The 26,641-nt window shown below is 52.6% G+C and carries 19 protein-coding genes; 4 read left to right on the top strand and 15 right to left on the bottom strand.

Translation table 11 applies throughout. From position 1 onward, the window contains the following. Window positions 1–449 precede the first annotated feature (449 nt). A complete protein-coding gene (locus Q31b_RS20605; RefSeq protein WP_231617727.1) occupies window positions 450–4,316 on the top strand; it encodes a DUF7133 domain-containing protein in 3,867 nt (1,288 codons plus the stop codon). 83 nt (window positions 4,317–4,399) lie between these two features. Here Q31b_RS20605 and Q31b_RS20600 read toward each other — a convergent pair whose 3' ends face one another. Further along, complete coding sequence (locus tag Q31b_RS20600) at window positions 4,400–5,008, bottom strand: phosphoesterase (protein WP_146601556.1); 609 nt, start codon at window positions 5,006–5,008, stop codon at window positions 4,400–4,402. A 1,102-nt stretch (window positions 5,009–6,110) separates the two neighbouring features. On the opposite strand from Q31b_RS20600, the gene Q31b_RS20595 reads away from it, so the two are divergent. Further along, a complete protein-coding gene (locus Q31b_RS20595; RefSeq protein ID WP_146601555.1) occupies window positions 6,111–7,652 on the top strand; it encodes a hypothetical protein in 1,542 nt (513 codons plus the stop codon). A 46-nt stretch (window positions 7,653–7,698) separates the two neighbouring features. Next, window positions 7,699–8,130, top strand: a complete 432-nt coding sequence (locus Q31b_RS20590) for a hypothetical protein (protein ID WP_146601554.1) — start codon at window positions 7,699–7,701, stop codon at window positions 8,128–8,130. On the opposite strand, the gene bioB is transcribed toward Q31b_RS20590, so the two are convergent. Beyond that, complete coding sequence (gene bioB, locus Q31b_RS20585) at window positions 8,127–9,134, bottom strand: biotin synthase BioB (protein WP_146601553.1); 1,008 nt, start codon at window positions 9,132–9,134, stop codon at window positions 8,127–8,129. The genes Q31b_RS20590 and bioB overlap by 4 nt on opposite strands. 197 nt (window positions 9,135–9,331) lie before the next feature. On the opposite strand from bioB, the gene Q31b_RS20580 reads away from it, so the two are divergent. After that, complete coding sequence (locus Q31b_RS20580) at window positions 9,332–9,904, top strand: hypothetical protein (RefSeq protein WP_146601552.1); 573 nt, start codon at window positions 9,332–9,334, stop codon at window positions 9,902–9,904. A gap of 20 nt (window positions 9,905–9,924) precedes the next feature. On the opposite strand, the gene glnD is transcribed toward Q31b_RS20580, so the two are convergent. The 13 genes from glnD to Q31b_RS20510 form a co-directional block, all read right to left on the bottom strand. Continuing rightward, window positions 9,925–12,555: a [protein-PII] uridylyltransferase gene (gene glnD, locus Q31b_RS20575; protein WP_146601551.1), complete on the bottom strand. Its 2,631-nt coding sequence runs from the start codon at window positions 12,553–12,555 to the stop codon at window positions 9,925–9,927. 1 nt (window position 12,556) lies between these two features. Beyond that, window positions 12,557–12,895, bottom strand: a complete 339-nt coding sequence (locus Q31b_RS20570; RefSeq protein WP_146601550.1) for a P-II family nitrogen regulator — start codon at window positions 12,893–12,895, stop codon at window positions 12,557–12,559. A gap of 306 nt (window positions 12,896–13,201) precedes the next feature. Continuing rightward, window positions 13,202–13,603 (bottom strand): acyl-CoA thioesterase, encoded by a 402-nt coding sequence (locus Q31b_RS20565; RefSeq protein ID WP_146601549.1) that lies wholly within the window; start codon window positions 13,601–13,603, stop codon window positions 13,202–13,204. A 43-nt stretch (window positions 13,604–13,646) separates the two neighbouring features. Further along, window positions 13,647–15,152, bottom strand: coding sequence for a tetratricopeptide repeat protein (locus Q31b_RS20560; protein WP_146601548.1), 1,506 nt, complete (start codon window positions 15,150–15,152; stop codon window positions 13,647–13,649). 171 nt (window positions 15,153–15,323) lie between these two features. Next, window positions 15,324–17,222: an exosortase U gene (gene xrtU, locus Q31b_RS20555; RefSeq protein WP_146601547.1), complete on the bottom strand. Its 1,899-nt coding sequence runs from the start codon at window positions 17,220–17,222 to the stop codon at window positions 15,324–15,326. A 222-nt stretch (window positions 17,223–17,444) separates the two neighbouring features. Beyond that, a complete protein-coding gene (locus tag Q31b_RS20550) occupies window positions 17,445–19,856 on the bottom strand; it encodes a polysaccharide biosynthesis tyrosine autokinase (protein WP_146601546.1) in 2,412 nt (803 codons plus the stop codon). A gap of 600 nt (window positions 19,857–20,456) precedes the next feature. After that, entirely contained in the window at window positions 20,457–20,954 is a 498-nt protein-coding gene (locus Q31b_RS20545; RefSeq protein ID WP_146601545.1) for a PulJ/GspJ family protein, read from the bottom strand. Then, entirely contained in the window at window positions 20,947–21,378 is a 432-nt protein-coding gene (locus Q31b_RS20540) for a hypothetical protein (RefSeq protein ID WP_146601544.1), read from the bottom strand. Before Q31b_RS20540 ends, Q31b_RS20545 begins: the two co-directional genes overlap by 8 nt. Before the next feature lie 58 nt (window positions 21,379–21,436). Continuing rightward, window positions 21,437–22,591 carry a type II secretion system F family protein gene (locus tag Q31b_RS20535; RefSeq protein WP_146601543.1) on the bottom strand — a complete coding sequence of 385 codons (1,155 nt, stop codon included), beginning with the start codon at window positions 22,589–22,591 and terminating at the stop codon, window positions 21,437–21,439. Continuing rightward, on the bottom strand, window positions 22,588–23,412 hold the full coding sequence (locus Q31b_RS20530; protein WP_146601542.1) for a hypothetical protein: 825 nt from the start codon (window positions 23,410–23,412) through the stop codon (window positions 22,588–22,590). Before Q31b_RS20530 ends, Q31b_RS20535 begins: the two co-directional genes overlap by 4 nt. Further along, complete coding sequence (locus Q31b_RS20525) at window positions 23,406–24,359, bottom strand: type II secretion system F family protein (RefSeq protein WP_146601541.1); 954 nt, start codon at window positions 24,357–24,359, stop codon at window positions 23,406–23,408. The genes Q31b_RS20530 and Q31b_RS20525 overlap by 7 nt, the downstream gene beginning before the upstream one ends. Before the next feature lie 811 nt (window positions 24,360–25,170). Further along, the gene (locus Q31b_RS20515) at window positions 25,171–25,794 is read right to left on the bottom strand and encodes a Maf family protein (RefSeq protein ID WP_146601866.1); all 624 of its coding nucleotides are present in this window, start codon (window positions 25,792–25,794) and stop codon (window positions 25,171–25,173) included. Window positions 25,795–25,879: 85 nt separating this feature from the next. Next, on the bottom strand, window positions 25,880–26,587 hold the full coding sequence (locus tag Q31b_RS20510; RefSeq protein ID WP_146601539.1) for a DUF3467 domain-containing protein: 708 nt from the start codon (window positions 26,585–26,587) through the stop codon (window positions 25,880–25,882). Window positions 26,588–26,641 lie beyond the last annotated feature (54 nt).

Below are 26,641 nucleotides of genomic sequence, written 5' to 3'. Positions count from 1 at the left end.
TTATTCCATTCATCAACAAACGTTTTGGCCACGAATCGCACGAATCGCACGAATCGCACGAAATGACGCGAATGATAGAAAACGGATTCGTGTAATTCGTGTAATTCGTGGCGGAAAAAAACGATGGATTCTTCGCAGGCTTGAACTCCACGACTTCGTTTTCAGGGGGCATCACCAGCAGTGATTTGAGCTTGGCGGTAGGATTGGCTTGGCGGTAGGGTTGGCTTGGCGGTAGGGTTGAAGGTGCGATTCATCGTCAACGCGAACCTGCCCAGACATCCGTATCGGAAGCAGCGTGTCGCGGAGCTTTTTGAGGGTGCGTCCGGGCTGCTGAGCTGCTGAAATGAATAAAAAATCGCTATTGCGTTGAGAATTAAACCCTTCTACCCTGCCAACTGTTTTCGGTAGATGTTACCCGACCGTCCCTCGTAAAAACCGATGAATTTGCCATGGAAGGCTATCCTTGCGGCGGCTTCAATGCCCCTTCTTTATCTCTGTTGCTGTGTACCAACATGCGATCGACGTCGATCAAATGTTTAACGCTGGCGTTTCTCGGCTTGCTTTTCGGTCCTCTGGTTTCAGCCGTCTCGGCGGATGAAGCCCAATGGATTTGGGGAGCCAATACAACGCCTCAGACTGAAATCCCCGTTGGCGAAACGTGCTTCTTTCGAAAGCCGCTTAACCTAAAAGTTCGCGCGGAAGGGCATATCGAAATTGCCGCCGACGATGAATACGAACTGTATGTCAACGGAAACCAAATTGGGTCGGGTCAATCATCGCGGCAAATGGACGATTACGACATTACCGATTATTTGGCAATTGGACGAAACACCGTCGCCGTTCGCGTTCGCAATACCCACGGCAACAAAGCCGCCTTGGTAGCCCGTGTCTCGGTGTTACCCGACGGCAGCGACCAATGGTACACCTTCAGCAGCGATCCCTCTTGGAAAGTAAGCAATGAAGAGGATTCGATGTGGCAAACGTCGCTCTACAACGATCATTTGTGGGGCACTGCGTCATCGTTTGGTGTGTTGGGCGATACCGCTCCTTGGGATGTTGACGAGAATGTGGAAGTGGCAACGCAGACGGACCAACGCGAACGATTCCAAATCCAAAAGGGATTCGGTGTCCAACGTGTCTTGAAAGACGAGCAGATTGGCTCTGTGATAGCAATGGCGTTCAACGAATTTGGGCATATCATCTTGTCGCAAGAGAACGGGCCACTACTTCTGGTCTTTGATCGCGACGAAGATGGCGTTCCTGAGAAAGTCAAGACGTATTGTGATAAGGTTAAATCATGCCAAGGAATTTTGGCGCTCAATGGCGAGGTCTTTGTGACGGGTGAAGGCCCCGAAGGGTTGGCCTTGTATCGTCTATCGGATAACGACCGTAACGGATCGCTCGAAAAAGTCAAAGCGATCGTGAAGTTCAAAGGGAATGCAGGTGAGTATGGTCCCCACGGTTTAACGCTCGGTCCCGATGGCATGATCTACGTCGTCTTGGGCAACCAAGTCGAAGCGATGGGCAAGAGCGGTCCAGCGGAAACCTACCGCGATTTTTATGAGGGCGACCTACTGCCTCGATACGACGATCCAACGGGTCAAGAAGCGAATGCCAAAGCACCAGGCGGTACGATCATCCGTACCGACATCGATGGATCCGTCGTCGAGCGGGTCGCAGGTGGTATTCGCAATGCTTACGATTTGGCGTTTCATTCGTCGGGCCGATTGATGATCCACGATTCCGATATGGAATCGGATATCGGCACGCCATGGTATCGTCCGACCGCCATCTTTGACGTTACGGAAGGTGCTGAGTTTGGGTGGCGTGGTGGATGGTCGAAGTGGCCCGAACACTATTTCGATCGATTGCCGAACTTGCTCGACACCGGTCGTGGTAGTCCAACGGGAGCGGCTTGCTATGACCATTACATGTTTCCGGTCCGCTACCAAAACACCATGTTCTTTGCCGATTGGGCAAATGGCCGTATCTTGAATGTACGGCTAAAAGAACGTGGTGCCGGATTCATTGCCGACAGTGAAGTGTTTTTAAAGGGACAACCACTGAATGTCACGGATATGGAAGTCGGCCCCGATGGAGCGTTGTACTTTAGTACCGGTGGCCGCGGTACCTCGGGCGGCGTTTACCGGGTCGTTTACAAGGGCGAGATCCCCGATCGAATGAAAAATCTCGGCACCGGTATCGCGGCAGCCGTTCGCCAACCACAAGTCGGTTCGGCTTGGACACGGCAAGAGGTGGCATCGATTAAACGAGAACTTGGCGATCAATGGGGACAATTGGTTGCCGGCGTTGCGTATAGTGACGATAACCCGCCTCATTACCGTACCCGCGCACTCGACTTAATGGAATTGTTTGGACCGGTTCCTAGCGAGGAATTGCTGCATGAGCTTAGCCGTGCTGCGAACGAGGCCGTGCGAGCGAGAGCCGCAATCGCGATGGGGATTCACCCAGGTCCCAATACCGCGCAACGGTTGACCGAGATGTTGACTGACCAAGACCCCAAGGTTCAGCGGGCGGTATGCGAAGCAATGTTACGCAGTGGCAATGTTCCCGATAGCGTCGATCCAGTATTGGAACTGCTCTCATCCGACGATCGGATCTTGTCGTTTACTGCTCGACGAGTCCTCGAGCGGATGCATCTGCACCTTTGGCGTGATGAGGTGCTACGAACCAACGACACGCGAATTGCTTTACAAGGCATGTTGGCGTTGATGAATGCCGACCCCACCGAAGCTAACGCGATGTTGGTGCTGGCGAAAACCAGTGAAATGATGACCGACTTTTTGAGCGACGCTGACTTTGTCGATACGCTTCGCGTTTGCCAAGTCGCTTTGCATCGTGGCAAGATTGATCCCGCCAAGGTCAAACCTTTGGCGTCTCAAATCGCCGAAGAGTTTCCTGCAGGTGAAAACCGGATGAACCATCAATTGATTCGTTTGGCAGCCTACTTGCAAGCCAACCAACTCGCCGATCGGGCACTCGACTTCATTGAGTCCGATGCATCGGTTGCTGACCGGTCTCTGGTGGCGATGTGTTTGCAATTTTTTGAAAACGACTGGAACGCGGAACAGCGTTTCCGAATTTTGAAGTATTACGAGAACACGGCGAATGCGTCTGCCGAAGGTGCGTTACCGTTGTACTTGGCCGATGTGACTCGCGATTTTGCGAAGTCATTGTCCGATGACGATGTGCGAGCGATTTTGGAGCAAGGGTCCGTTTGGCGAAATGCTGCCTTGGCTGCCATCTACAAGTTACCTCGTCCTGTCGATGCTGATACCGCAGCGTTGTTGATTGAGTTGGACGAAAAACTCGTCGACGACCCAACCAATAGCGACGTGGAACGGCGACTCCGAACAGGTATCACGGCTATGTTGTCGACATCGACCGAGAAGACGTCCGCCGAATACTTGCGATCGGGTTGGCGAAGTGAACCAGAACGTCGGCAGATTATTGCAATGGCTTTGGCGCAGCAACCCGACGGCGAGAATTGGGATTATTTAGTTCGCAGCCTAAACATTCTTGAGGGTGATGCAGCCGACGAGGTGGTGAAGGCCCTCAAGACGGTTTCCATTGCAACGGATGATCCGATGGCGATTCGGCAGCTGATTCTGCTAGGTCTCCGCGCCGAAGCAAACGGCAAGTCGTTTGAAGGTGTTGAACAATTGCTTGAGCATTGGACCGGTCTGCAGCGACCGAGTGATGCCAAAATATCGATGGCTCCTTGGCAAAAGTGGTACGCGAAAACCTATCCCGATCGCCCGGTTGCGGATCTTCCCAACACCGACGAATCTCGCTGGGACTTGGACCACTTGGTTGCCTACCTGGAAAGTGATCGTGGTCGCCAAGGGGATCCGACCAATGGTCTTGCGATCTTTAACAAAGCAAACTGTAGCCAGTGCCACCGCAGTGGACGCGAAGGCAATTCAATTGGCCCAAATTTGACCGCGATTGGGCGGCGTTATACCAAACGTGAGATCGTCGAATCGATCTTGTATCCCGGACATCTGGTGCCTGAGAAATTCTCAAGCAAGAAAGTAAAGATGCTTGATGGAAGCTCTTACATCGGAATCGTGACGACCGATGCAGATGGCACCGTGCTTATCCGTGACAGCAACAATCGAGTCGCTCGAGCCGAAGAACGGCAAGTCGATCAAGTGTTGCCAAGCAACTCGAGTATTATGCCGACCGGGTTACTCGACGAGTTGAGCACTCAAGAAATTAGCGACTTGATGAGCTTTCTCGGCGTCGTTCCTACATCGGAAGTTGCCGCCAAGGGGTCAACCACCCGGAAGTAATGGAGGCCGCAAGACGACTTCACCACCGTGTCGCTCCGTTCGGAGAGCAGAGCGACAAACGTCGCCAAGACTTTTGACGATTTCTATCGGTACAAAGCTTGGATGGCGATTTGACTCCACGTTTCAAGACGTTCCATGTCGGCTCTGAGTTCGTCAATGCTAACGAAACCGCCATCGGCTAAGTCGGCTTCATTACTCTTGACGTCAGGTGTCGAGAGTACGAAGCGATGGACCACGCCGAGATGAACCTTGCCGACATCGTTCGATGGATCATAAAGCAATCCTTCGGTGGTTTCGTGGTACGAAGATTTGAGCTGGATCTCTTCAGCAATTTCGCGGTGCATTCCGGTTGTGTAGGCGTCGGCACCCATGGCGGCATCCTCGTCGCTGATATGACCGCCGATACCGACGCTGCGTTTGGCGTGTAGCCGTTTTTCTCCCCCGCCACCTCCACGAGTATACGTGAATAGCTTGATCATCCCATTGGGATCGGTCCACTCCAATAGGACATACGGAATCAACTGTTTGAACCCCGGATCGATTTCCATTGCCGATCGCGGCCGGAACGACAATTGGTCGCTGGCCAATATAGGCTTCAGGAATCGGTCAACATCCGATTCAAAGCCATCAATCGTCCCGATCGACAGAATGAATGATTCAGGAATGACAAGAATTTGTTCTTCAGTAGGCATGGACACGGATAACTTGGGTGAAGGGATAAGGTGGTCAATAGTTGCGTAGCGATGTCAGCACGAGCCCCAAAGCAATCGTTCGACGAACGAAACAAGCCAGTGTTCCAAGTGCCGAGAGGGGTGACAGGTTTCGGCCTGATGTTCCTGTCATTCCAATTAGGATGAACAGCGAAACGTTCACCGTAACCCCGGGGCTGCTTCCCTCGGAGTTCTGAAGCCTCCCCGCAGTCGATGCCCATCGTGCCGTCGAAGCCAAAACGCAACATCAAAAAACTTACGCTCTATGCGAGTGCTTCAACGAAATTCGATGTTAGGATTAGCCGCTGGGCATTAGCTTAACGACGTTAAGAATCTTTTGAAAGCGGCGAGCATCTGTTCGACCGAGCACTCGTGTTTTGTCACAACGGAGAACGAGGGTAAGCATCTTTCGTGGCTGTGGCTTCCAGCCGCAGCTTGCTGGGGCAAGATGCCCCAGCCACTGTGTTTTTCGTGGCAGTGGCTTCCAGCCGCAGCTTGCTGGGGCAAGATGCCCCAGCCACTGTGTTTTCGTGGCAGTGGCTTCCAGCCGCAGCTTGCTGGGGCAAGATGCCCCAGCCACTGTGTTTTCGTGGCAGTGGCTTCCAGCCGCAGCTTGCTGGGGCAAGATGCCCCAGCCACTGTGTTTTTCGTGGCAGTGGCTTCCAGCCGCAGCTTGCTGGGTCAAGATGCCCCAGCCACTGTGTTTTTCGTGGCAGTGGCTTCCAGCCGCAGCTTGCTGGGTCAAGATGCCCCAGCCACTGTGTTTTTCGTGGCAGTGGCTTCCAGCCGCAGCTTGCTGGGGCAAGATGCCCCAGCCACTGTGTTTTTCGTGGCAGTGGCTTCCAGCCGCAGCTTACGGTGGCAAGATGCCCCAGCCACTGTGTTGCCAAGTTTAAAATCAAGTGGTGAAAAAGCATTCGCATTGTGCGAATGAGTCCGGTTGTGCTGGTTTTCAGGGGGGGGACGTATGGCATCGGCTCCGGAATCCGAAAAGCAAGCTCGGAATTGTGTTCGTATGTGAGCTAAGTTTTCCTCGTCCTTTCAAATAAGTGTCTGTTTTCTCTGTTCTTTTTGGAACGGCTTCATGCAAGTTCTTTCGCCCTCTTTCCAATGTCTGGCTCAGTCGAGCAACACGGCCGCGGTGGACTTGCTCCTATCGATGATAACGGATTCGGATGCTGTCATTCGCGTATCCGTAATGGGTGCATTGCTCGAGCGTCAAGAAAAACGCTGTTGCGAGGCTGTGTTGGCGGCCTGGGATTCGTTGGATTTGGATTGTCGCAGGATCCTCCGCAAGCGAAAGCAATGGTTGGAACCGGCCGTTGAGCGGGCGCTCAAGGGGCGGGGAAAGGACTTGCCTTTGGCCATTTCAGCGACCGAGTCGCTAGGGCTCCATTCGGTCGTTCACTTATTGGTTCCGATTATTGAAACGCATCCATCGGAACTTATTCGCGAATCCGCCAGTAAAACGCTACTGGAATTGGTCCATCAACTCGGACGCGAAGCGCGAGTGGGACGCATGAATTCAAAGATTCGCCCAGCCTTGGTCGCGGCGCTTGCCGATTCATGTAAGCGGTACGATAAGCACCGAAACGCCGAATTGGTCGATGCGTTCTTGACTCTATGTACCTGGGACGATGCTGAGTTGAGAGACCTGATATCAGCAAAATCTACCAGTGCCAAGTTGATTGGCGAAAGGCTGCAAACGACCGAGCGAGTTGCGATCGTTGAATTGCTAACGGGATTTATCCGCAAGCGGAATGTTCCATCCTATATTTTTAAAATCATGGCTCAGCGTGATGACGAAATCTATCGTGATGCGCTGCTGCGAACGATTGGCCGGGATCCCGCGTCGATCGTGCTCAGAAATTTGCAAGAAATGGGAATGCCCCGTTGCTGCGTTGGCGGAGCGGCATTGATGGATCGAGTCAGTCCCGATCATCGTGCGGCAGCGGTTCACGTTTACAACCGAACGCATACGAACCTGCTGGGATACCTGCGTTTGCTCGTCGCGGCGGTCGAACTCGGCGGTCCTGGATGTGACGCAGCGGTGATCGCTGGTCTCAATCGCTGCGCTGTTCCTTCCGCAAAAACTTGGCTGCGAGCGGCAATTATTCTCTCATCGGGAGATCGAGCTTCCATTGATTCCGATCCAGATAGTGACCTACTTGAACGTTTGATCCATCTCCTTGATCGAAGTAATACGGGATTAGCACGAGCGGTTCGCCGCGTCCTTGAACCTTTGCACGCCCAACCGATGCTTGAGCGTTTGCAAGGCTTACCAGTCGATCACCGCCGAGCGATGGGACGCATCGTGATGATGGTCGACGGAGATGCGATTGGAAAAATTCGTGACGGGCTTCGTCATCCCGTGTTAAAGAAACGATTGGCAGCCATCTCGGCTGCAGATGCTTTGGCCACCGTCGACTTGTTAGGTGATGCCTTCGAGCGAATTGCTCGCGAAGATCATCAAGACGCTCGCGTCTTGGCATGTCAAGTCATGGCGAATGCGGAGAGCCGTGTGTCGCTTCAGCTACTCAATGAAATGGCGAATCTGCCACCGTGTCCCGTTCGAGACGCAGCAATCGAAGCGATCGAAAAACGCTTAACCACCCTGCAAAAGTAGCTTCTACTGTTCCTTCACTTCATGCTTAAACCTTCATGCCTAAACTATGATCTTTGCATTCACAATCGTTGCGGAAACACGGATGGCTGAAATCAGCATGCAATTCCGAGAAAACGCTACCAGCGTAGCGCCGTCTTACCTTTGGATGATCGCGGTCGCTGTGCTAATCGGGGTGGGCATCGGAGGCTATCGTTTCTACATTGAGAACAAGCGGCGGCAGTATTGCCCGAAAAGCCTTTTGGCCGAATTGTGTGATGCCAACCAAATCAACCGAGCTGGCAAGAAGATGCTGCACCTCATTGCATCGAACGCGGCTGTCGATCAGCCCGCCAGTCTACTGCTTAGCGAAGCCAGGTTCGACGCAGCGATGAAAAGTGCTGCGAACCGTGCTCCGCTAACTCCCGAACAGGTCAAAATGCTATGCATGATCCGTCGAAGGGTGTTTGCCATCCAACAACCGCCTCTAACGAATCTCTAGTCCGTGCTGATCGTGACTTCGAATCCGAGGTCCTCGATCATTTGACGATCCGCATCAGGGGCTTGCCCTTTGGTCGTCAAGTAGTCACCGATGAACATGCTATTGGCAACGTACAAGCCGAGTGGTTGAAGTGATCTCAGATGGACCTCGCGTCCACCCGAGATTCGCAATTCACGGTCTGGAGCAACGAATCGGAACATGGCGAGTGCTTTCAAGCACTTGTTCGGCGTCAATGCGGCTTTGCCTTCAAACGGGGTGCCATCGATCGATTCGAGAAAGTTCAGTGGGATCGATTGGACGCCTAGCTCTCGCAGATCGAAGGCCATTGAAACGACATCTTCCGATCGTTCATCCATACCGATAATTCCACCGCTGCACATTTCCATGCCCGCTGCACGAACATGCTTGAGCGTTTGCACACGGTCGGCGTAGGTATGGGTCGTACAGACTTCGGCATAATGCGTTTCGCTCGTATTTAAGTTGTGATTCACGCGGTTCACTCCGCATGCCTTCAAGCGATCGGCTTGCTCTTTGTTGAGGAGTCCCAAGCAAGCACAGATATCGAGTCCATACTTTTCCTTGATCTCGGGAACGATCGCCTCGACCGCCGCCATTTCACGTTCATTGGGGCCACGTGCGGAAATGACCAAGCAGTAGGTCTTTGCTCCCTGTTCAGCCGCTTGCTCGGCGGCCTTCATCAAGTCGTCCCGCTTGAGCATGTTGTATTTTGGAACCGGAGCTTCGGAGACTTTCGATTGGCTGCAGTAATGGCAATCTTCGGGGCAAAGGCCGCTCTTGGCGCTCATCAGAAAATTCAGTTGAACGGTGCGGCCGAAGTGATGTTTTCGAATTTCAAAGCCAGCGGCTAAGATTGCGGGAACGTGTTCATCGGGTGCATCGAGAATCAGCAACGCTTCTTCGCGTGTGATCGATTGCCCGTTGAGGACATTGTTGGCGAGTTTTTGATAGGTGTCGATTCCGATTTGAGGCGCTGTCAGCGTCATGTTTATCTGCCTTGTGGCTCGGGTCGTTGGACATTTTCGGAGATAGCTTCGAGTGGCACAGGATCGTTTCGAAGCGAAATTCTTTGCAATTTAGCTCGGATTAGCTCGCGATGCCCCGTCACGAGACATCCAAATTGCGATACCATAGTGGACTTAACCAGCCAAATCAGCAAGCCGTCTTTCGATTGATTTTTTTCATGGGACTCTACTTTGTACGAATTGGATCGCTAGGGGACCTTTTTGTCGCCCAAGCCGATGCGGCATTTTGCCGCAATGATCGGGTGATTGCTCGTACCTATCGAGGAATCGAGCTGGCCCAAATTGTGTCACCCTGCCGATCGAGAGAAGCCGCGACGACGGTCCAAATCCTGCGAAAGACGACCCACCAGGACGAGCTTCTCTTGCGGCGTCTCGAGCGACACAAACGCGATGCGGTCGAAGCCTGCCAAGCGGCCCTGGCCGAGGCAGGATCGTCTGCGGTCCTCTTAGAAGTGGACCAGGTTTTTGATGGTGAGACGTTGGTCATGCACTTTCTTGGAAACGTGGATCCGGTAGCCGAACGGATCACCCGCGACGTTACCGAACGCTACGAATCGATCGTCCGAACCAAGCATTTTGCCAAACTGCTACGCGACGGATGTGGCCCCGACTGCGGTACAGAGAATGGAAGTGGATGTGGGACCGGTGGAGGGTGTGAGGGGTGTGCGTCAGCAGTCGGTTGTCTGGTAAAATCTGCGACCCCGTACCAGGACCGCGTCAACGAATTTTAATTGGGCACTGACCAACCAAGTCATTGTGTCGCAGACAACAAAGCTCGCTCGATACTCGCTTTGCGCTCATCATCCAGGATTTTATTGCCTTCCCGATCGGAGATGTAGAACACGTCGGCTACTTGGTCCAAGTGCGTATCGATCTTGGCAAAGTGCAACACAACCTCGGATGCGACAAATGCTGATGCGACACGATAGAGCAAGCCCACTTCGTCATAGGCAAAGAACGAGACAATTGTGAATCGGTCAACCGTGTCGTTGTCAAAGGTGACCTTGGTCGGCAAAACGTTGACCTCTTGGCTTTCGAATACCTTGTTCGACCATTTTCGTTTCTGCGAAGGCATCGGCTGATCGGGAGAATCGAGCAAGTCGCAGACCCTTTGGCAAATCTCCATAATTCGGCTCGTGGGGGGGCAATCGGGATGGTCGGGATCGTTCACCCAAAAATCATCCCAAGCAATTTCATCCCCCACGGTTTCAATTTGGGCCCGCAAAATGGATAAACCTGCTGTCGTAAACGCTCCCGTCGCACGTGCAAATGTACCGATCGATTGTTTCGGTTCTTTGCGAACCACGGTATAGCGCACCGCAGATAAAGAGGGGTCGTATTGCGCCAGACAAATCGATCCAGGATGATTGTCTAGTTTCTCAGCAATCAAACGAAGTTGTTCTGATAACTGCTCGGGCTCACTACGCGTCATCAATGACAAAGGCATGTTGTTAAGCAAGTCAAAGCAAGACGCCGGAGCATTTTTCGCCTTGAGGCGTTCATACACGCTCGATTGTATTTTTTCAATCTCAGGATCGTCTTCACTACCCGGCAAATTGCCCGTATCAAAATAACGCCGAGTCCGCCGATACAAGTCTTCGATAAGGCTACTTTTCCAATCCGTTAGAACATCCGGTCCAACCGCTTGCAAATCGGCAACTGCATGAACGATCAATAGCTCTAAGCGACGAATCGATCCCACTTCGGCCGCAAACGCCAAGACAATTTGAGGATCGCTCAGGTCATGCCTGAACGCAGCAACGTTGACGATCAAGTGCTTGAGAACCAGCCAATGCAATGTTTCGGTCGAGGCGGGATCGAGTCCGAGTCGCTTGGCGGTCTCCAACGCGATGCGAGCGCCAACGACGCAATGGTCTTCATCGTAGCCTTTGCCGATATCGTGAATCAGCAGGGCGAGGTGCAGTAGTCCCTTGTCATTCAAGCGTCGGTATCGATTCCCCATTGGCGACGGGTCATCATTCAGGTCCGTTGCTGCTTCCACCGCACGGATACAATGGATATCGACGGTGTACTTATGGTAGGCATTGAATTGAAGTAACCCACGCGTCCGTTTGAAGGCGGGAATGAATTGTTCGATGATTCTCAGTTCGTGTAACCGGCGAAGCAATTCCGCTAAATGACCGGGTTGGGACAATAGCGATAGAAACGCGCCAATCGATTCGGCGTCCGGAAGCGACTGAGGCCGTTCCTGCATCGCCAACCGAATCGCTTGCCACGTTTGATGAGAAATCCGTCGCCGATGCTGATTCGCCAAGAACATCAAGCGAAGGACATCAGGAAGACTCGAAGAAAACTTGGCGAGCGCTTTGGTTGGAACCCAAATATGATTGCGTCCCATTCGGATGTTTTCCGAGATTTTTCGAGACAGGGAACGCTCGAGTACGTGGTGGAGCATCGGTTGAGTACGCGCATCGTCGGCAAAGAATCCAGACGCATAGCGGACGTTTCGCGTATTGTCGAAATAGTCCTGCATGAACTGCTCGACGGGCAACTTACCCTCTTCGCCGGGGTAGCCCCACGCTTTGGCAATATCCAATTGCATGGTACGATCAAGAACGTCTTGGCTCTTTTTTTCACGAAAATGAATTTCGTTGCGAACCCTCAAAAGAAATTCCGCTGCCCGCCTGAGAACCCGATAATCTTCCTCGGGAAGACCACCTAATTTTACGAGCCTTTCCAGGTCCGTTTCTCCATAAAGAGCAAACCCAATCCAGCGGATGAGTTGAATGTCTCGTAACCCACCACGCGATCGTTTCACATTGGGCCGAAGCAGGTAGTTGGTGTCGCCCCATTTTTTGCGTTCTTCCCTTCTTGCAGCGATCACATCCGCGATCACACGCTTTTCGCGTCGCATCGCTCCGCGGCGAAGGGCATGAAAGTAAACGCTGTAAAGCTGCAAGCTACCGGCAAGCAAACGCGATTCGGTTAGTGAGGAATAGATGACCGGATCGGCCCAAGCTAGCGAACATGCTTCCTTGGGTAGCCGAATGGAGAATCCCGTTTGGATACCGGAATCGACCAGATTTCGAGTCAGACTTGCAGCAACCTTGTTTGCCAATGGTTCCGATTGCCGGGTGGTCAAGAGCATCAAATCGGCGTCGGAATAGGGGGCGAGGTCTCGACGACCAAAACCGCCGTGGGCGACAAGCGCGATCCCGCCAATCGCACTATCGTTCGCGAATTCTTCGGTCGCGTCGTTCCAAACATCCAAGACAATATCGTCGTACAGGTCGGCCAAACGCGCCGAAACCAGAATGCCTTGAGACCCCGAATCATGCTGCGCCTTTGCTTTTGCGCGACCATCCGAAAGCCGATCACGGCAACGGAGGACGACATCGCGAAGAAAGGTGCTTTGGGACATTCTAGATGGCGTCTTCGCCACGCTCGCCCGTTCGAATGCGAATCGAATCTTCTAAGTTCGTCACGAAAATCTTGCCGTCACCGATTTGGCCCGTCTGAGCCGTTTGCAAAATCGTGTCGATGACCGTCTGCAGATTATCGTCCGCACAAATCACTTCAATCTTGACTTTGGGCACAAAATCGATCGCATATTCCGTACCACGATAGATCTCGGTATGGCCTTTCTGGCGTCCAAACCCGCGAACTTCGCTTACTGTCATGCCGTGAATGCCTTGGTCGGTTAAAGCGTTTTTCACGTCTTCTAGTTTAAAGTGACGGACAATGGCTTCAATTTTCTTCATTATGCTTGCCTCTTTTGCTTGGCGAGATGGGATTTTCTATAGCAATCCGTGTCATTGTACACGCGTCATCACGCGTCACCAGCGGTCAGGAGGACCGAGAAAGTAGAAAATTGCTGAGCAGGCCTGGACCGCAAAAAATCCTAGGCATTTCAATAGGAGTGAGCGGTTTCCTCATTCATTGAATCTGTCAAACCACTCGTATATCTATGTCTATCTATGGCTGTTGTTTTTGCCGCCCTTCGTAACGGCCTACGGTCTAATTCGTAACAGCCTACGGTAGAACCTGATGCCAAGCAAACCGATCTTTCAGTTGCCTGTCTCACCATAAAGGTCAATGAGCGATTCGGGGACGCGCTGCAAACGTCCGCTGCGGTCGACAACCGCCAACGTGACGATCGCATCGACAATCGAATCGGTGCCTCGCGTGATCTTGTAATGATGGATGATTTTCGCAGCCGTCACCTTGTCAATTCGTGTCGTGACTTGGATCAAGTCGTCATACATCGCTGGTTTGCGGTAACGACAATCGACACGGACCACCACGACCAATTGACCAGCGGCCTCCATGTCGCGATAGCATCCGCCCGCGGATCGTAACAACTCCGTGCGTCCGATTTCAAAGTAACGCAAGTAATTGGAGTGATGAACGAACCCCATCGGGTCGGCTTCGTCGTATCGAACTCGCAGTTCGATGGTTTGCTCTCGCATTGAATTAGCCCAAGCGACCTATGCTCTTGTTTCGTTGCTTCTCTTATTTCGTAGCTGCTTTTCTTTCTTCGGCAGCTTCTCGGTGCTGCTCAGCAATCTCTTTCTCACCGATGGAGTCGTAGCATTTGGCAAGGGCAGCGTGAGCATTGGCGGCTAGAGTGTCAACCGCCAAGGCGCGTTCTAAATCGGGAATTGCTTCATCGTAGCGTTCAAGTTTGACCAGGATTTGGCCACGAGTCTCGAAAAAGTGGGGCGACGCGTTCGGTGTGTTTTCGATCGCTGAGTTCGAGATTTTTAAAGCTCTCTCCATATCGGCGTCTTCGCGAGTGGCCATGGCAACAGCTAAGTTGTTCAAAATCGCTCCGCTGCGTGGCAGCATTTCGACGGCTAATGACAAGTGCCGCTCTGCCGTCTCGTTGTCACCATTCACTAATGCGGCCGTGCCTCGAATAAAGTGCGCAATCCCTGGTGATGTGCCTTTAACCAACGCTTCTCGGATCAAATTTATTTCTTCGCTATCCTGCGTCGCTGCTTTCAGCACACGATCGACGACGAGGGTGAGAACACGAGGATTGTTTGGAGCGAACTGTAGGGCCATCTGCAGCATCTGCAGCGACTTTAGCCCGTCATCGTCATCTCTTGATGCGTTTGGATTCTCTTCGATGTAGGTCACCCAAGCAACAATTGCGTCGCCCAATGCGATGCGAAGCATTTGTGCGTCCTCGGGTGTCTTGGCACGTTTCAGAGCGAGCGACAATGTATCAACGCACTCCTTGTGGCGATTGAGAAACAATAGGTTTTGGGCGGCTGCTAAACCGATACGGGCGTTCGTCGGTTCTTCCTCGTATAACTTGTTTACCGCCGACAGTGTTTGTTCGGCCAATCGCGATGAGACGCCTTCTTGCCCTGCGTTCTTTGCGATTGCAGCAGCACGCAAACCTTGCATTGGTTGAACGGCCGCTAATTGTGCAAGGACTGGAATCGCCGCTTCTTCCTTGTGTGTTGCAATCAAATAGTCTGCATACAACCTTTTGACGCTGAAGTCTTTCGGATTTTCTTCGTGCAACAGCGTCAACAAGGCGCCTAGCTCGTCTTGCGCGGAAACTTCAAGCTCGTTCCAACTGCCGCCAACGTACTCGTTTTGCAGCAACCAACGCGCGGCGGGTTCATGCTTTCGTAAAGCCACAAGCCGACGCATCAATTCGGTCGTCTGCTCTTTCTTGTCCTGTTCTTGCATTGCCAGTCCAAGCCGAAACATCAACTGAGTATCATCGGGACGATCTTTGATTTGACGACGCAGAATGAGTTCAGCCGTCTCGAAATCATCTGCTTCCCAAGCTGTTCGGAATTGTTTGCCCATCAGATTACTGCGCCAACGATTACCGTCGGAATAAGCAATCACGCCCGTCACAAGCAGAACGAGAAGTAACAGTAATGCTGGAATCGCTTTGGGGGCGCTGTCCCAGGGGATCGATACTGCCCAAGCATGTACGAATTGAGCAAACCAACGGCCCCATTGGAGCGGGTTGAGGTAGCGTAAAGATGTCATCGTCTTACTCGTAGGGAACTAGTGATTGCTTCGCTTGAAATAAGAGGAAAGCGATCGATGGAAGGAAATTAGGAGGACCGCTCCGCGATTTTGTTATGCGCTGGTTTCTGTGACCGTGGCTATTGGCCACACTCGGTCTCGCACTGAGGCTGGAAGCCTCAGCGGAATCCTCTAAGGTTTTGCAGCCATCGGCTCGCTCAGAACAAGCTGCTCGCTGTCCGTTTGCCTGCTCGCTTCCAACATTGCGGTCGAGGAACCCGATGCTTTGCTGGCCATCGCGTCGGCGACATGCTGTCTGGATTTTTCAAAACCAATCTTCAGTTTGTCCAAGAGCTCGGGTTCTAATTTTCGTGGGGAAACAAACCAAAGTTGGACCATCACAAGCTCTTGTCGATCAACGACGCCATAGAGTTCCAACCGGCTGAGAAACCGTGCTCCATAGGCACCCAAATTGGATGGAGCTGGGCAGATCGTGCCATCCTTGAAGACAGCACCAAAAATCAAATAACCGTACGTTCCATTTTCTTGTTTGAATTTGCCGGTTACATACGATTCGTCAGCATTCGGTTCAGCCTCCATCGGAGCGGCGGTTTGATCGGATACCGCTGAGACGATGAAGTCAGCGTCATCGGTCGACAAAGGAGCGCAAACCTCCCGATCGATCAGCTTCCACTCCATGTTCTCGTAGCATACGCACAACTCATGCCACCCGGTATAGGTTTGGCTAATGACGAATTGGCCCTCGTTGTTGTCAAATTCATACGTCCAAACGTCTGAGTTTTTTCCGAGTTTGGGATCGGATCCACCCCGGCTAATCCGATGGTCTACGAAATTCAACGCACCTACTTCACCATCGAGCAATTGGCTGGTCGGTTCGTAGATCATAAAATCCTTCACCAAACTAGCCATCGGCGTTTCAATCGCGGCGTTCGAAGCGCGAATCGTTGCACCAATGGTCAAGACGGCTGCGATGCCCAACATCGATGCCCATACAACACGGTTTCGCAAGAAGGGTTCAAGTTTCTTGGAGCTAAAGACCCCCTGTTCGGTATCCCGGGTTTCCAAGCCAACCGCCTCTTGCGAATAAGCACCACGCGAATATTCGACGCGGGCATCGGAATCCGAAACGAAGTAATCCCAAACGCGAAGAAACGGGTTGGTCGACATGTCGTCGCCAAAGTCCGATGCGGGATGCAATATGGTGATGACAAGTTGGTCAAACGACAGCAATAAGAGGCCAGCGATCGCTAAGGCAATGTAGCCAATCATGTCGTGGGCCAGGCCATTGGCTAGATCCATTCCCCAAAAATACTCTGCAACCGCGACCGTTGTGACTCGAATCACGTTTCCAAAAATCGCTAATAGGAGTGAGATGAACACATAAAATGGCAGCAACCACAATCGCCGTCGGAAGTAGGCGATAATCACACTTGCCAGGAACGCAAGCGTGAATACCGACTGAACACCACTGCAAGCTTCGGCCACCAACAGCTCACGCCCAGCCAGTTGAATGATATTGCCCTGAACCGCGTGCGTCACACCGATCACATCGAGCAAAACACTGGCTAATTGAGTCGTCACGCCCTGCAACTGCTTGATCAATATCTGGTCTAAGCCGACCGGCAATCGAACCAGCATCAGCAGCGGGACCGATAACGCAAGCAGCGTTTCGTCGACCGTTCCCGCCTGTGAGCCAAAAAAGGCAATTCCTATCAACACAAAACCGACGGCTGCGAACCAAGTCGAGCTAAAGACCAAACTGGAGCAGATCAAGCCAGCGGCAGCCAACAAGACAATCCATAGCGACAATGATTGTGGCCCTCGAATCGGCGTTTCACGGTCAATCCGCGAATAGGCCAACGCACCGACGACAATAAAGACAAACGGAAAGTACTGGTAGTGCTCCAGTCGCCACATCCCAATAAAGTAGGGAACGAGCATCGGCAAAGAAACGAGTGCAAAAGCTCCCCAAAACCATACCCAGGGCGAAAACAGTTTTTTGAAACTATGTGAGGAATCCACGTCGGCGGTGGTCGCGGAGTCAGATAGCGTGCTAGGCATCGAAGTCATTCAGATTCAAGGGAAGGTCAACAAAGTGTATGGTTCCGTCTCCAAGTCACTAATGAATGTTAATTCGTAGGAAATGTCTGTTAGGGTGGATCGTGCCAATGAAGGTTCGTCGTTCATGGTTTCCTCCCAATGGATCTTTGACAAGACCCCCCCCAAGGTGAAATGTCTGCGAATCAGACGACTATCCGTCATCGAGCTGATTCGAGAAACAGAGTCAAACTCTTATTCATCGCCGCGAGAGACCTTTGCAGCGACTGGGCCGCGAGGTGCTCCAAACTGCCGTCCTTCGATAACGATGGGCTCGGCACTGGACCTGCCGTTTCGACGATAGTAAGTTCCTTTCTTGCGACGATGGTAGCGGTTTGTGTATCTGCCGTAACGATAGTACCCATAACCCTTGTAGCCATCGCTCGATCCGGATTCGTCCGAATTGTTGATTGCAATGCCCAGTATTCGAGCACCGACCGTCCGCAGAATATTTACGGATTCTCTCGCATTTGGCTTGCTCTTCCGACGCACACGAATCGTGAGGACCACTCCATCAACCATGCTGGCAGTAATGCTAGGGTCGGTTACGACCAACAAGGGGGGTGTATCGACGACAACATAGTCGTATTGTTCCCGAAGCATTTCAAGCAATTCGCCCATTTCGGGTAACGTCAAAGCTTCGGCGGGGTTCGCCGGGATGGGGCCACTCGGCATGATCCGCAGCGTTGCAACAGGCGTTTGGTGACTGGCGTCACTTGGATCACATTCGCCATTGAGAACGTTGGTCAATCCCAACTGATCTTGCATCGCGAAATTATCGGTCAATTGTGGACGGCGAAGGTCACAATCGATCGCGAGGACTCGTTTCCCGCTTTGCGCGATCGAGACGGCCAAGTTACCTGCGACGGTGGTCTTACCATCACCTGGTAATGGGCTCGTGACTTGGACCACTTTACCCCCTTGGATTCCTGCCAGATCAAAGAACAGTGCGGTTCGCATTGACCGGACCGCTTCGGCAGCAACCGAGGATGGATGGTGGAGCACCGCCAACGACGTGTCGAGATCCTTGTATGGATCCTCTTCGCCCTGTTTGATCCGTTTTGGACGGGCTTTGAAGAAGGGCACATGGGTCAGAACCGGTGCTCCCAACAACTCCTGGATCTCTTCAGGGTCTCGGAATGTATTGGCATTTTTCTCAAGAAGGATTGCCAAACCGGAGCCCATCGCCAAACCTAGGAAAACGCCGATACCGAGGCACTTGTAGATAATCGGGCTAATCAAGTAAGCCATGGAAGGCGCGGTCAGTTCGATGACGCGGGTTCCACCCCCCTCTTCGGTCAGTGAAACACGAGCCATTTGCTCTTCCAATTGGCTCATCAATTCATGGTTGCGTTCGATTTCTCGGAGCATCCCCGCGTCATCTTGCTCGAACTTCGCCAGCTTAATCGCTTCTTGCTTTTCTTCTTCAATCTGTTTTTCCAGTTGTCCAATCTGGTCTTCAACCAATTGAACCTCGGCTTTCGACGCCATCAGAATCGCATCGATTGCGGAACGGGCCTCGACTTTCGGGTCCGAAATCTCGATCGCATTCTCCTCGCGAATCGTCATGATTCGAGCAACCTGTTCGCGGACGATACGGCCAAGTTCTTCTTTCATCATCGACAATTCTTTGTCCAACTGGCGGACGGTCGGATGCTCGGCCCCAAACTCGCTGACCATCTTGTTGCGTTCGATCATTAGAGGAATCAACTGCTGGTCAATTTGCAATTGCATCAACTGATCATCTTCGCTCTCTAGATGTTGTGCGATTTTATCGGAGTCATAAGGCAAGGCGAGTCGAATGTTGAAAAGTTGGCCAATCACGTTGAGGGCAATACGTGGGTCTTCGGTCTGTTTGGCAATCGATTCGACGGACGCCAACAAGATTGCCTTTTGTCGCATTTGCTCGACCATCTCACTGCGGCGACCGACCAGGAACAATTGTCGTTCGCGGTGTGGGTTGATCGCGGAGCCGTCGGTGTTCCATACCAAAGGTGCATCACGGCGGAAATCGCGGTATTGGCGTTCCAATTCGGACATTTTTGGATGCAACTGCTCGATCGCGACCGAGATCAGACGCAATAAGTCGCCTCGCGAACTTCGGTGCCGTTCATTAAAGAATTTCTGCAACGCGTCACTAAACGATTTGACGGCCGCTTCGGCTAATTCAGGATCGGTGTGCTGGAACCGCAAAACGGCTACCAACGATTGAGCGGATCGGACGTCCGTGATTTCGGACTCCAACTCCAGCGATTCGCGAGACATCTTGATGAACTCACCTGGATTCCCCAGGAATTGCTCGTGGAACGGGACCATTCGTGGATCTTGAAATGCCATCGAGACCACTCGGTCACTGAATAGCTGGGACTCCAGTATCTCAATGCTCGGGACACCACCGACCAAATCACCGGTCGCGGAGTCTAAAATCGCGGGTTGATCCGATTCGACCATCAATCGAGTGGCGGATTCGAACGTTTCAGGCAACTTCAAAAAGATCAAAAAGCCGAGTACCGCACCAGCGATTCCAGCGAGCACGACTGCCCAGCGATATCGCCACAGGGCAGCCACTAGGTCGGGCGAACTCGAGCCGGCAGCAGGTTCTGCCATGGAAAACTCCGAAGCCCCATAAGATGGAGGCTGCGAAAACGCCGGGCCACGATCAGTCGTTAGATTCATAGCTTCGATAAGTCACGAGAGGGAAATGGGAGATCACAGCGCTCAAATTGCCTGTTCTGTATTTTTACCTACTAAGTCGTAGTCGTCCACGTCCAAATGTGAATTTCGACACGGTTCACTGCGGGAGACAACAACTTCGACTCGACAAAGCACGTTCAGCCGAGACGGTTTGGGTCCCTAAAACCCAACACGAAGTAGGTGATAACTAGTTTACCGGTTGCCCCTCGACTGGACTAGGAAAAGATACGGCAAAAATCAAGAATCGCCAGACTACCCGGACAAATCCCGCCTTTTCGTCATAACCCGCCTATTGTTTCACGCTTGCCTGGGGCGAGGGTGTTGACGCAGATGGTGTTGGCCGGATACCGACCGGTCGGATCGGTTGGGCGGCATGAAGAGCGGATCGAGGGCTTTGTCAGCGTTTGATTTTCGGCTTGGCAAAAGAGTGGCTGGGGCATCTTGCCCCGTAAGCTGCGCTGGAAGTCACTGCCACGAAAGATCCTTGCCCTCATTCTTCGTTGTGACAAAACGCTAGTTTCTGGCTGAACCAATCGGCGATTCAATGACCCAGCGTGCGGTTCGCTCTTCGCTCGGAAAACCTATCGATAGAATTTGATCATCGATCTTGATTTCGTAAGACTGCCCCGATGACTCTTTAGGAGGTAACGAGTATGAATCCACTTCGATCCGTTTGCCCGATCGGAATTTCGACCGGCGCAGCGCGGTTGCGAGTGGATCCCATTCATAGTCCATGCGATCATCCCCTGAATGAATCTGCATGGGGAACGTTCCCGCTTCGGCGACAATCTTATCAGCGATTCTAGCGTCTGCCCGGATTCGATCCGCTAGCCGCACCACGTTGCGGCGAACTTGGCTTGCTTCACCCGTTCGCGTTCCTAATTGTGTGACCGCTCGCAGGATCCCAGTCGCCATCATCGCGAACATTAAAAACATTGACATGACCGCCATCGTTTCCAATATCGTCATTCCCGAACGGGGGCGACCGCTTAAACCTCGATACTTATTCATCCGTATCCTCTGGGGTTTCTGGCTCGGATCGGTCCAGCACCCGCCGGTCCAATTCCCGCCGGTCCAATATCCAGCGATGCTGGGTTCGCGAGATGCGGTCGGAAATTCGGGTTGTCATGATCAGGTGGATTCCATTGCGATCCCCGACTTCGAACGGATACGATGTTATCTCGCATTGGCAGTCGCTCGTTTCGGAAACGGTTTTGGCAACTTTGTCGGTTTGTCCAGCGATTTCGTCAAATGGGATGACGCTCATTCGCTCGGCTGCATTGTCCGTTGCTAGCTGCAACGCAACTCGTTGATCGGAGCTTCGACTTAGCTGAGAAGAGGTCTTGGCCAATTTTAATAGGGCAACGGTTGCTGTTACCATCAGCAACGCCGAGATCGCTGCTTCTAGAATCAAACTTCCTCGTCTGTTTCTCATGATTGTTTCTCTCCTAGGAAAGGTTCACTTCGCCCCTTCAGGTTTACGCCTTGCCTGCTTACCGATACGACCAAGCCATTTCTTTGATCATTGCAGTCAAGGCGTTGAAAAATCCAAAAGCGTAAGTCATCACGACGGCTCCTAGCAGCAGAATCGCCGCTGGAAAAAATATCTCCATGAACCAGTGAGCGTTTTCATTCGCATCACGAACTTTTTGGTCAGCGAACGTGCGAAGCAGCTCTGCGAAACGGGGCGGATTCGCTCCCGCCAACCAATTGGCCTCGCGGTCATTGACCCAGCCGCTATTTTGCATCGCAACCGCTGGCGGCACACCCTTCTCCGTCTGCATGATCAACTCGCGAAGATCACGTCGTTGATAGGAATTGGTCGCCAAGGCATGGCCAACGGACAATGCTTTCTCCAATGGCAATCCCATCTCAATCGCTTCGGCAAGTCCGGTGAGGAGGTCCGATTTCGTCTGCGCCTCACGCGGGGTCGCCGGGAGCCAGTTGGGCAACACCATCCGCGCCATCCGCCCGCGCGTGAGCAACACCGTTGCCAAGAAAATGCACAACAGCAGACCAAGCAAAAGCGTTTCCAAACCCATTGCAGGTGGCGACGCAACCGACGATCCAGTAGCGACATCAAATTCCTCTAACATCATTTCAATCGTTGGCACGATAAAAAGCATCTGAAACCGAATCACAAAAACCAGAAAAAGTGAGGTGAGAATGAGATAGATAAATTGGCCGTAAACAGGCACCATCGTTGGATCGGGGGCGAACCGATCGCTGGATCGGATCGTTCGCTTAGGAGCCACGCCAAGCTTCCGTTGCTCAACCGTTTCCTGTTCCTGCTGCGGCAGACGAATCGCAATCGCCGTTGACAACTCCAGCGGAACTCCAGAGACGGCAGCGGCTTGAATCGGTTCTTGGCCAGCTTTTAGTCGCTGTAAATATTCGTAACATTGCCACTTGAGTGGTCCCGACCGCGAAAACGCTGCAATCACTTTTTCAAGTCCATCTCCTTGGCCGACGACGACACGGATCGCCGCATTCATCGTGCGAACAAAATGGTGAAAACGCCTTGATCGCAGGTCATTAAAGATGAAAACAAACAGGATCGTAATGATGAACGTCAGGATGGAGGGGGCAATCGCAACCGCCACCAAGACGAGCAACATATACAGAATCGCAACGATTACTTTTTTCATGTTAGCCCCGATATCAGGTCGGCGACCATCGCCCAAAGCCAACCAAGCGATAGGTTGAGGGTAAACCACAACAAAACACCGCTAACAAGCGTCGACAAAAGGGGGGCGGTTTGGCGAATCAGGGTGAGTCGACTTTCGGCGACATGAAGAAAATGCTCGGATGCCAAACCCCATTGGTAAGCCGGTTCTTTCACTGTGGGGCCAACCAAAGCTTCTAGCATCGCGGTGTCTTTTCGTGCTTGGCTATTCTTTTCCAAAACGCTTCCACCCTGCTCGACGCGATTCGCACTGCGTTCTAACCAGTTTCGGATTCGCCGCGTCTTCATCGCCCTAGCAGTTGTCGCGAATGCTTCGGGATAGGTGCACCCGGTTTGCAGTAAACGGCTGACCGCATCGGAGGCACAAGCCCAATCGATTGCCGATCGAGTCGAGCGGTAGCCGGGAAACACGCCAAAGATCGCTCCAACGATACCTCCGATGAGGAAGAAACAAGCAATGATTACCGTTGCGGCTGGAAATGCGATCCAACGCCACCAATCAGCATTGTCGCTACTCAAACCCGTTTCGTCAGACATGTTTTTTAGATCAATTGACAACTGAATTGCAATCAGACATGAAATCACGGATGCCGCCGTGACCAACAGCCAAGCTCCGAACGTTGACCAAAAGACTTGGCGAATCATCGAGTGGCGGTGGGCTTGCATACGCAGCCAATCAATCAATTGGTGAGACTGCCATTCACTCGATCGATCACCCGTAGCGATCAAACGCTGGGCAACGGGATCGAGTTTGCCGATTTGCGTTGTTGTTTGGCTTACCAATGGATTACCTGGCGATAGACGGGGCCGATGACAAACCAGACATAGCCAAAAATGAAACCGCCTCCCAGAACGGCCATTGCGAAGCGCGGCAGCCAACGAGAGTAAAAATAAACTTGCCGATGGGCTCGCTCGGCATGTTTCGATGCGACCAAGCCGAGCACCGGTATGACAAGTCGATTCCGATCAACGGTGGAAATGTCATCCGTCGGCAAACGGATCTCCGATAGAATTCGCTGTATCGGTGGTGCAGCCAACGTTGGATCTTCGATCGCCATCAACTCGGGATCACCAGAAAGACAGGCTGCCGATTCAATCGCAGCTTTATCCGGCACATCATGTTCCAGCTCGTCCGCCAACGTGCTGCAAAACAATTGCATTCGGATCGAGCGGGGGAATCGCCCCTTCAAGCAAAACCAGAGGCTAACGAGAAAAAGTAGCAACACCAAACCGCAGAGTGGCCACTCCCAGGAAGTCACAAAATACTGGCTAGTGGTGACAACCCATGAAGGCCATAGGATGCCACCGTCCAAGTTCGCCAAAACCATCGGGGCCAAGTAGCGAACGGTAATAAGGAAAGCGACAAATACGAGCAGGATTGGATAGAACCAAGCCAAACGTAGGCTGCGAGTGTATTGGTCACGGCGACGCAGATGATTCGCCAAACGCTTCAAAAGTTCCGGTTGGTTGGCTTTCTGCGCAGCGAAAAAGCCAGCTGATATTTGAACGCTCATCGCGCCGCCGATGCTGTCAAACGCCGATTGAAGGTTCTGACCCGCCTCCAAACGTTCGGCGATCGATCCTGCCACCTTGCCAACGCGACCTAAACGATTGCCTTGAAGTCGTCGGAGTGCATCCGAAACAGGAATGTCCGTCTGCATCGCACTTGCAATCTCTTCGAGCAGGGATGCGAGTTGAAGGTGAGTCAAACGGACGGAGTTCGATTTCAAGACGGGACTTCCTAACAAGACCGCGTGTTTACGCTAAATGATCTAACCGTAACATAAGCTAGCGGGGATGCGCCTGCAACAAGAGTCCCAGTCGATCCCTCTTCTCGGCGGCTGATGTTCATTCGCCGCGAGTTTTCGCCTTGGTGCACGGCGCAGGTTCTATTTCTTCGTGCACAACCGTGCCAGCCGCCCCTGCCCCCGCACTTCCTACTCGTGCTTCCTACCCGTATTTCCTACCCGTACTCCTACTCCTACTCCTACTCCTACTCCTACTCGCACTCCTACTCGCACTCCTACTCGTACTCCTACTCCTACTCGCACTGGCCTTCGGCGTCGTCAGCGCAGCGGTACATCTGATCGATTTTCCAGTGACAGTGAAAATAAATTTCGATCGACGGGTCCTGTCGGCGGCCGAGCGATAGCGGGCATCGATGTGAAGAACGCTTCGCGGGAGGCAGAATTGATTTTCGGTTTTCAGGAAAAAGGGAAGAATTTGGGTCAGACTCGGGATTCGGGATTCAATCCTACGACAAAGGTTGGGGCCATTTGCTTCCTTTCTTCCGATCTTCCTACCACTCTAAAACGCGGGCGGCAAAGACAAATTGCTAATGCACGCTAATCGACGCTAATAAGATCATTCGAACCAGGACGTCCATGCTTGATTAGCGTTCATTAGCGTCGATTAGCGGTTTCAAGTTACTGAGAAACGAATGCCAGAAAATCGAAGAGCTACTAGGACTGAAAACCGAAGATCAAAGTTGACCCCCGCGAAGCGTTGCCTGACCCCCGCGAAGCGTTGCCCGACGCAATTCTATTGAACCGCAACCGATAGATTATCGAAGTCCGAGAAGATTTCGCTCAGTCGTTCCATCGGCAAGCCAACGACGTTTGATTCACTACCCGATTCGAGGACTTCTAGCCAATCGTTTCCATCTTGATAACCGAACGCACCGGCTTTTCCATCCCACAGCATCGAATGGAGATAGTCACGAAGCATCGTCTCGCTGAGTGGTTGCATGAAGAGTTTCGTACGGACCACTTCGACAACGCAGCGCCGCGTAGCAATCGACCAAACGCAGATCCCGGTGTAGACATCATGTTTTCGTCCGCTCAGCCGGCGAAGCATCGATTCAGCATGTTCGACATCGTATGGCTTACCGAGAATTTCTCCATAACAGGCCGCCACCGTATCGGCCGCCAGGACAAGCCCAATCGCATTCTTACTAACGATATCGGCTGCTTTACGATAGGCGTAACGGGCAACGAGCTCGGGCGCGGTTTCGCGAGAGCAGATCCCGCATTCCGCCTCATCGCTAGCCCGCTGAGTTCTGAACTCATAGCCAGCTGCGGTCAATAATTGGGCTCGCCGAGGCGATTGGCTAGCCAGGATCAATGGCTCCTCGGTCGGAAGGTCCGCTTTGGGCAAACGGCTCATCAGGCGTAAGTCGTGAGAATTTTGGTTCATCGAATCAAATGATCGCTCTGCCCTCCGCGCGGAAGGCGTCTGAGGTTCGGAATCCTTAATCCTGCGGTGGTTTGTCTTCATCTTCGGGCTTGTCGGAATCGTCTTCTTCCTTGCGTGGTTCTAGCAAGGGTGGTGCGCTTTCAGGTGGAGGTGCGCTAGGGTGCGGCGATTCAAGCGACGGTGTCGTTCCTTGTTGACCATGGCCACCTTGTCGGCGTTGTTCCAATTGACGGACGGCACCTTTCAACGATTCGAGCAAGCGTGGGATTTGACCCGCGGCAACAAAGACGCGTGCACTGACAGCCGACTGTGGGAAAAAACTCGTTAAAAAATCGAGCCCAAATTCGCTCGCTCCGTGCCCGATCATGACTCCGTTGGCGTACACGCCGCTAAGCACATCGTCGGGCAACTTAAGATCGTCATAGATTTCTTGCGGCGTTGGGCGACGTTGTTCATTTCCCGGTTGCGGGACAGGCGGCGAAGGCGGATCGCCAAATCGATTTCGGTACAGTTCCAAGTTCGTTTGTAACGCGTCAATGAACTGGGGCATGACCGGATGAGGAATGACGACTCGCGATGCGACCTTGTGAGGTCTACCAATCGTTTGCAGAAAGTCGACAATGTATTCGCTTGGACCCGTCATCACGATCGCGCCCGTGCTGAAGCATCCATCGGCAACATGATCGGGAACCCGTGCCCGGAGAGCCGGATTATTTTCAGCCGGATCAGGCCGATCGGGCGAAGCATCAGAGTCAAAAGTCATCGGTTTTCGGTTTCTTTGTCAGTTGGCCGTAAATTGTGGAACCCATGCACTATA

The sequence above is a fragment of the Novipirellula aureliae genome, assembly GCF_007860185.1.
Lineage (GTDB): Bacteria > Planctomycetota > Planctomycetia > Pirellulales > Pirellulaceae > Novipirellula_A > Novipirellula_A aureliae.
The sequence above is the reverse complement of the archived record's forward strand: the minus strand, read 5'-3'. Positions and strand labels throughout refer to the sequence as shown.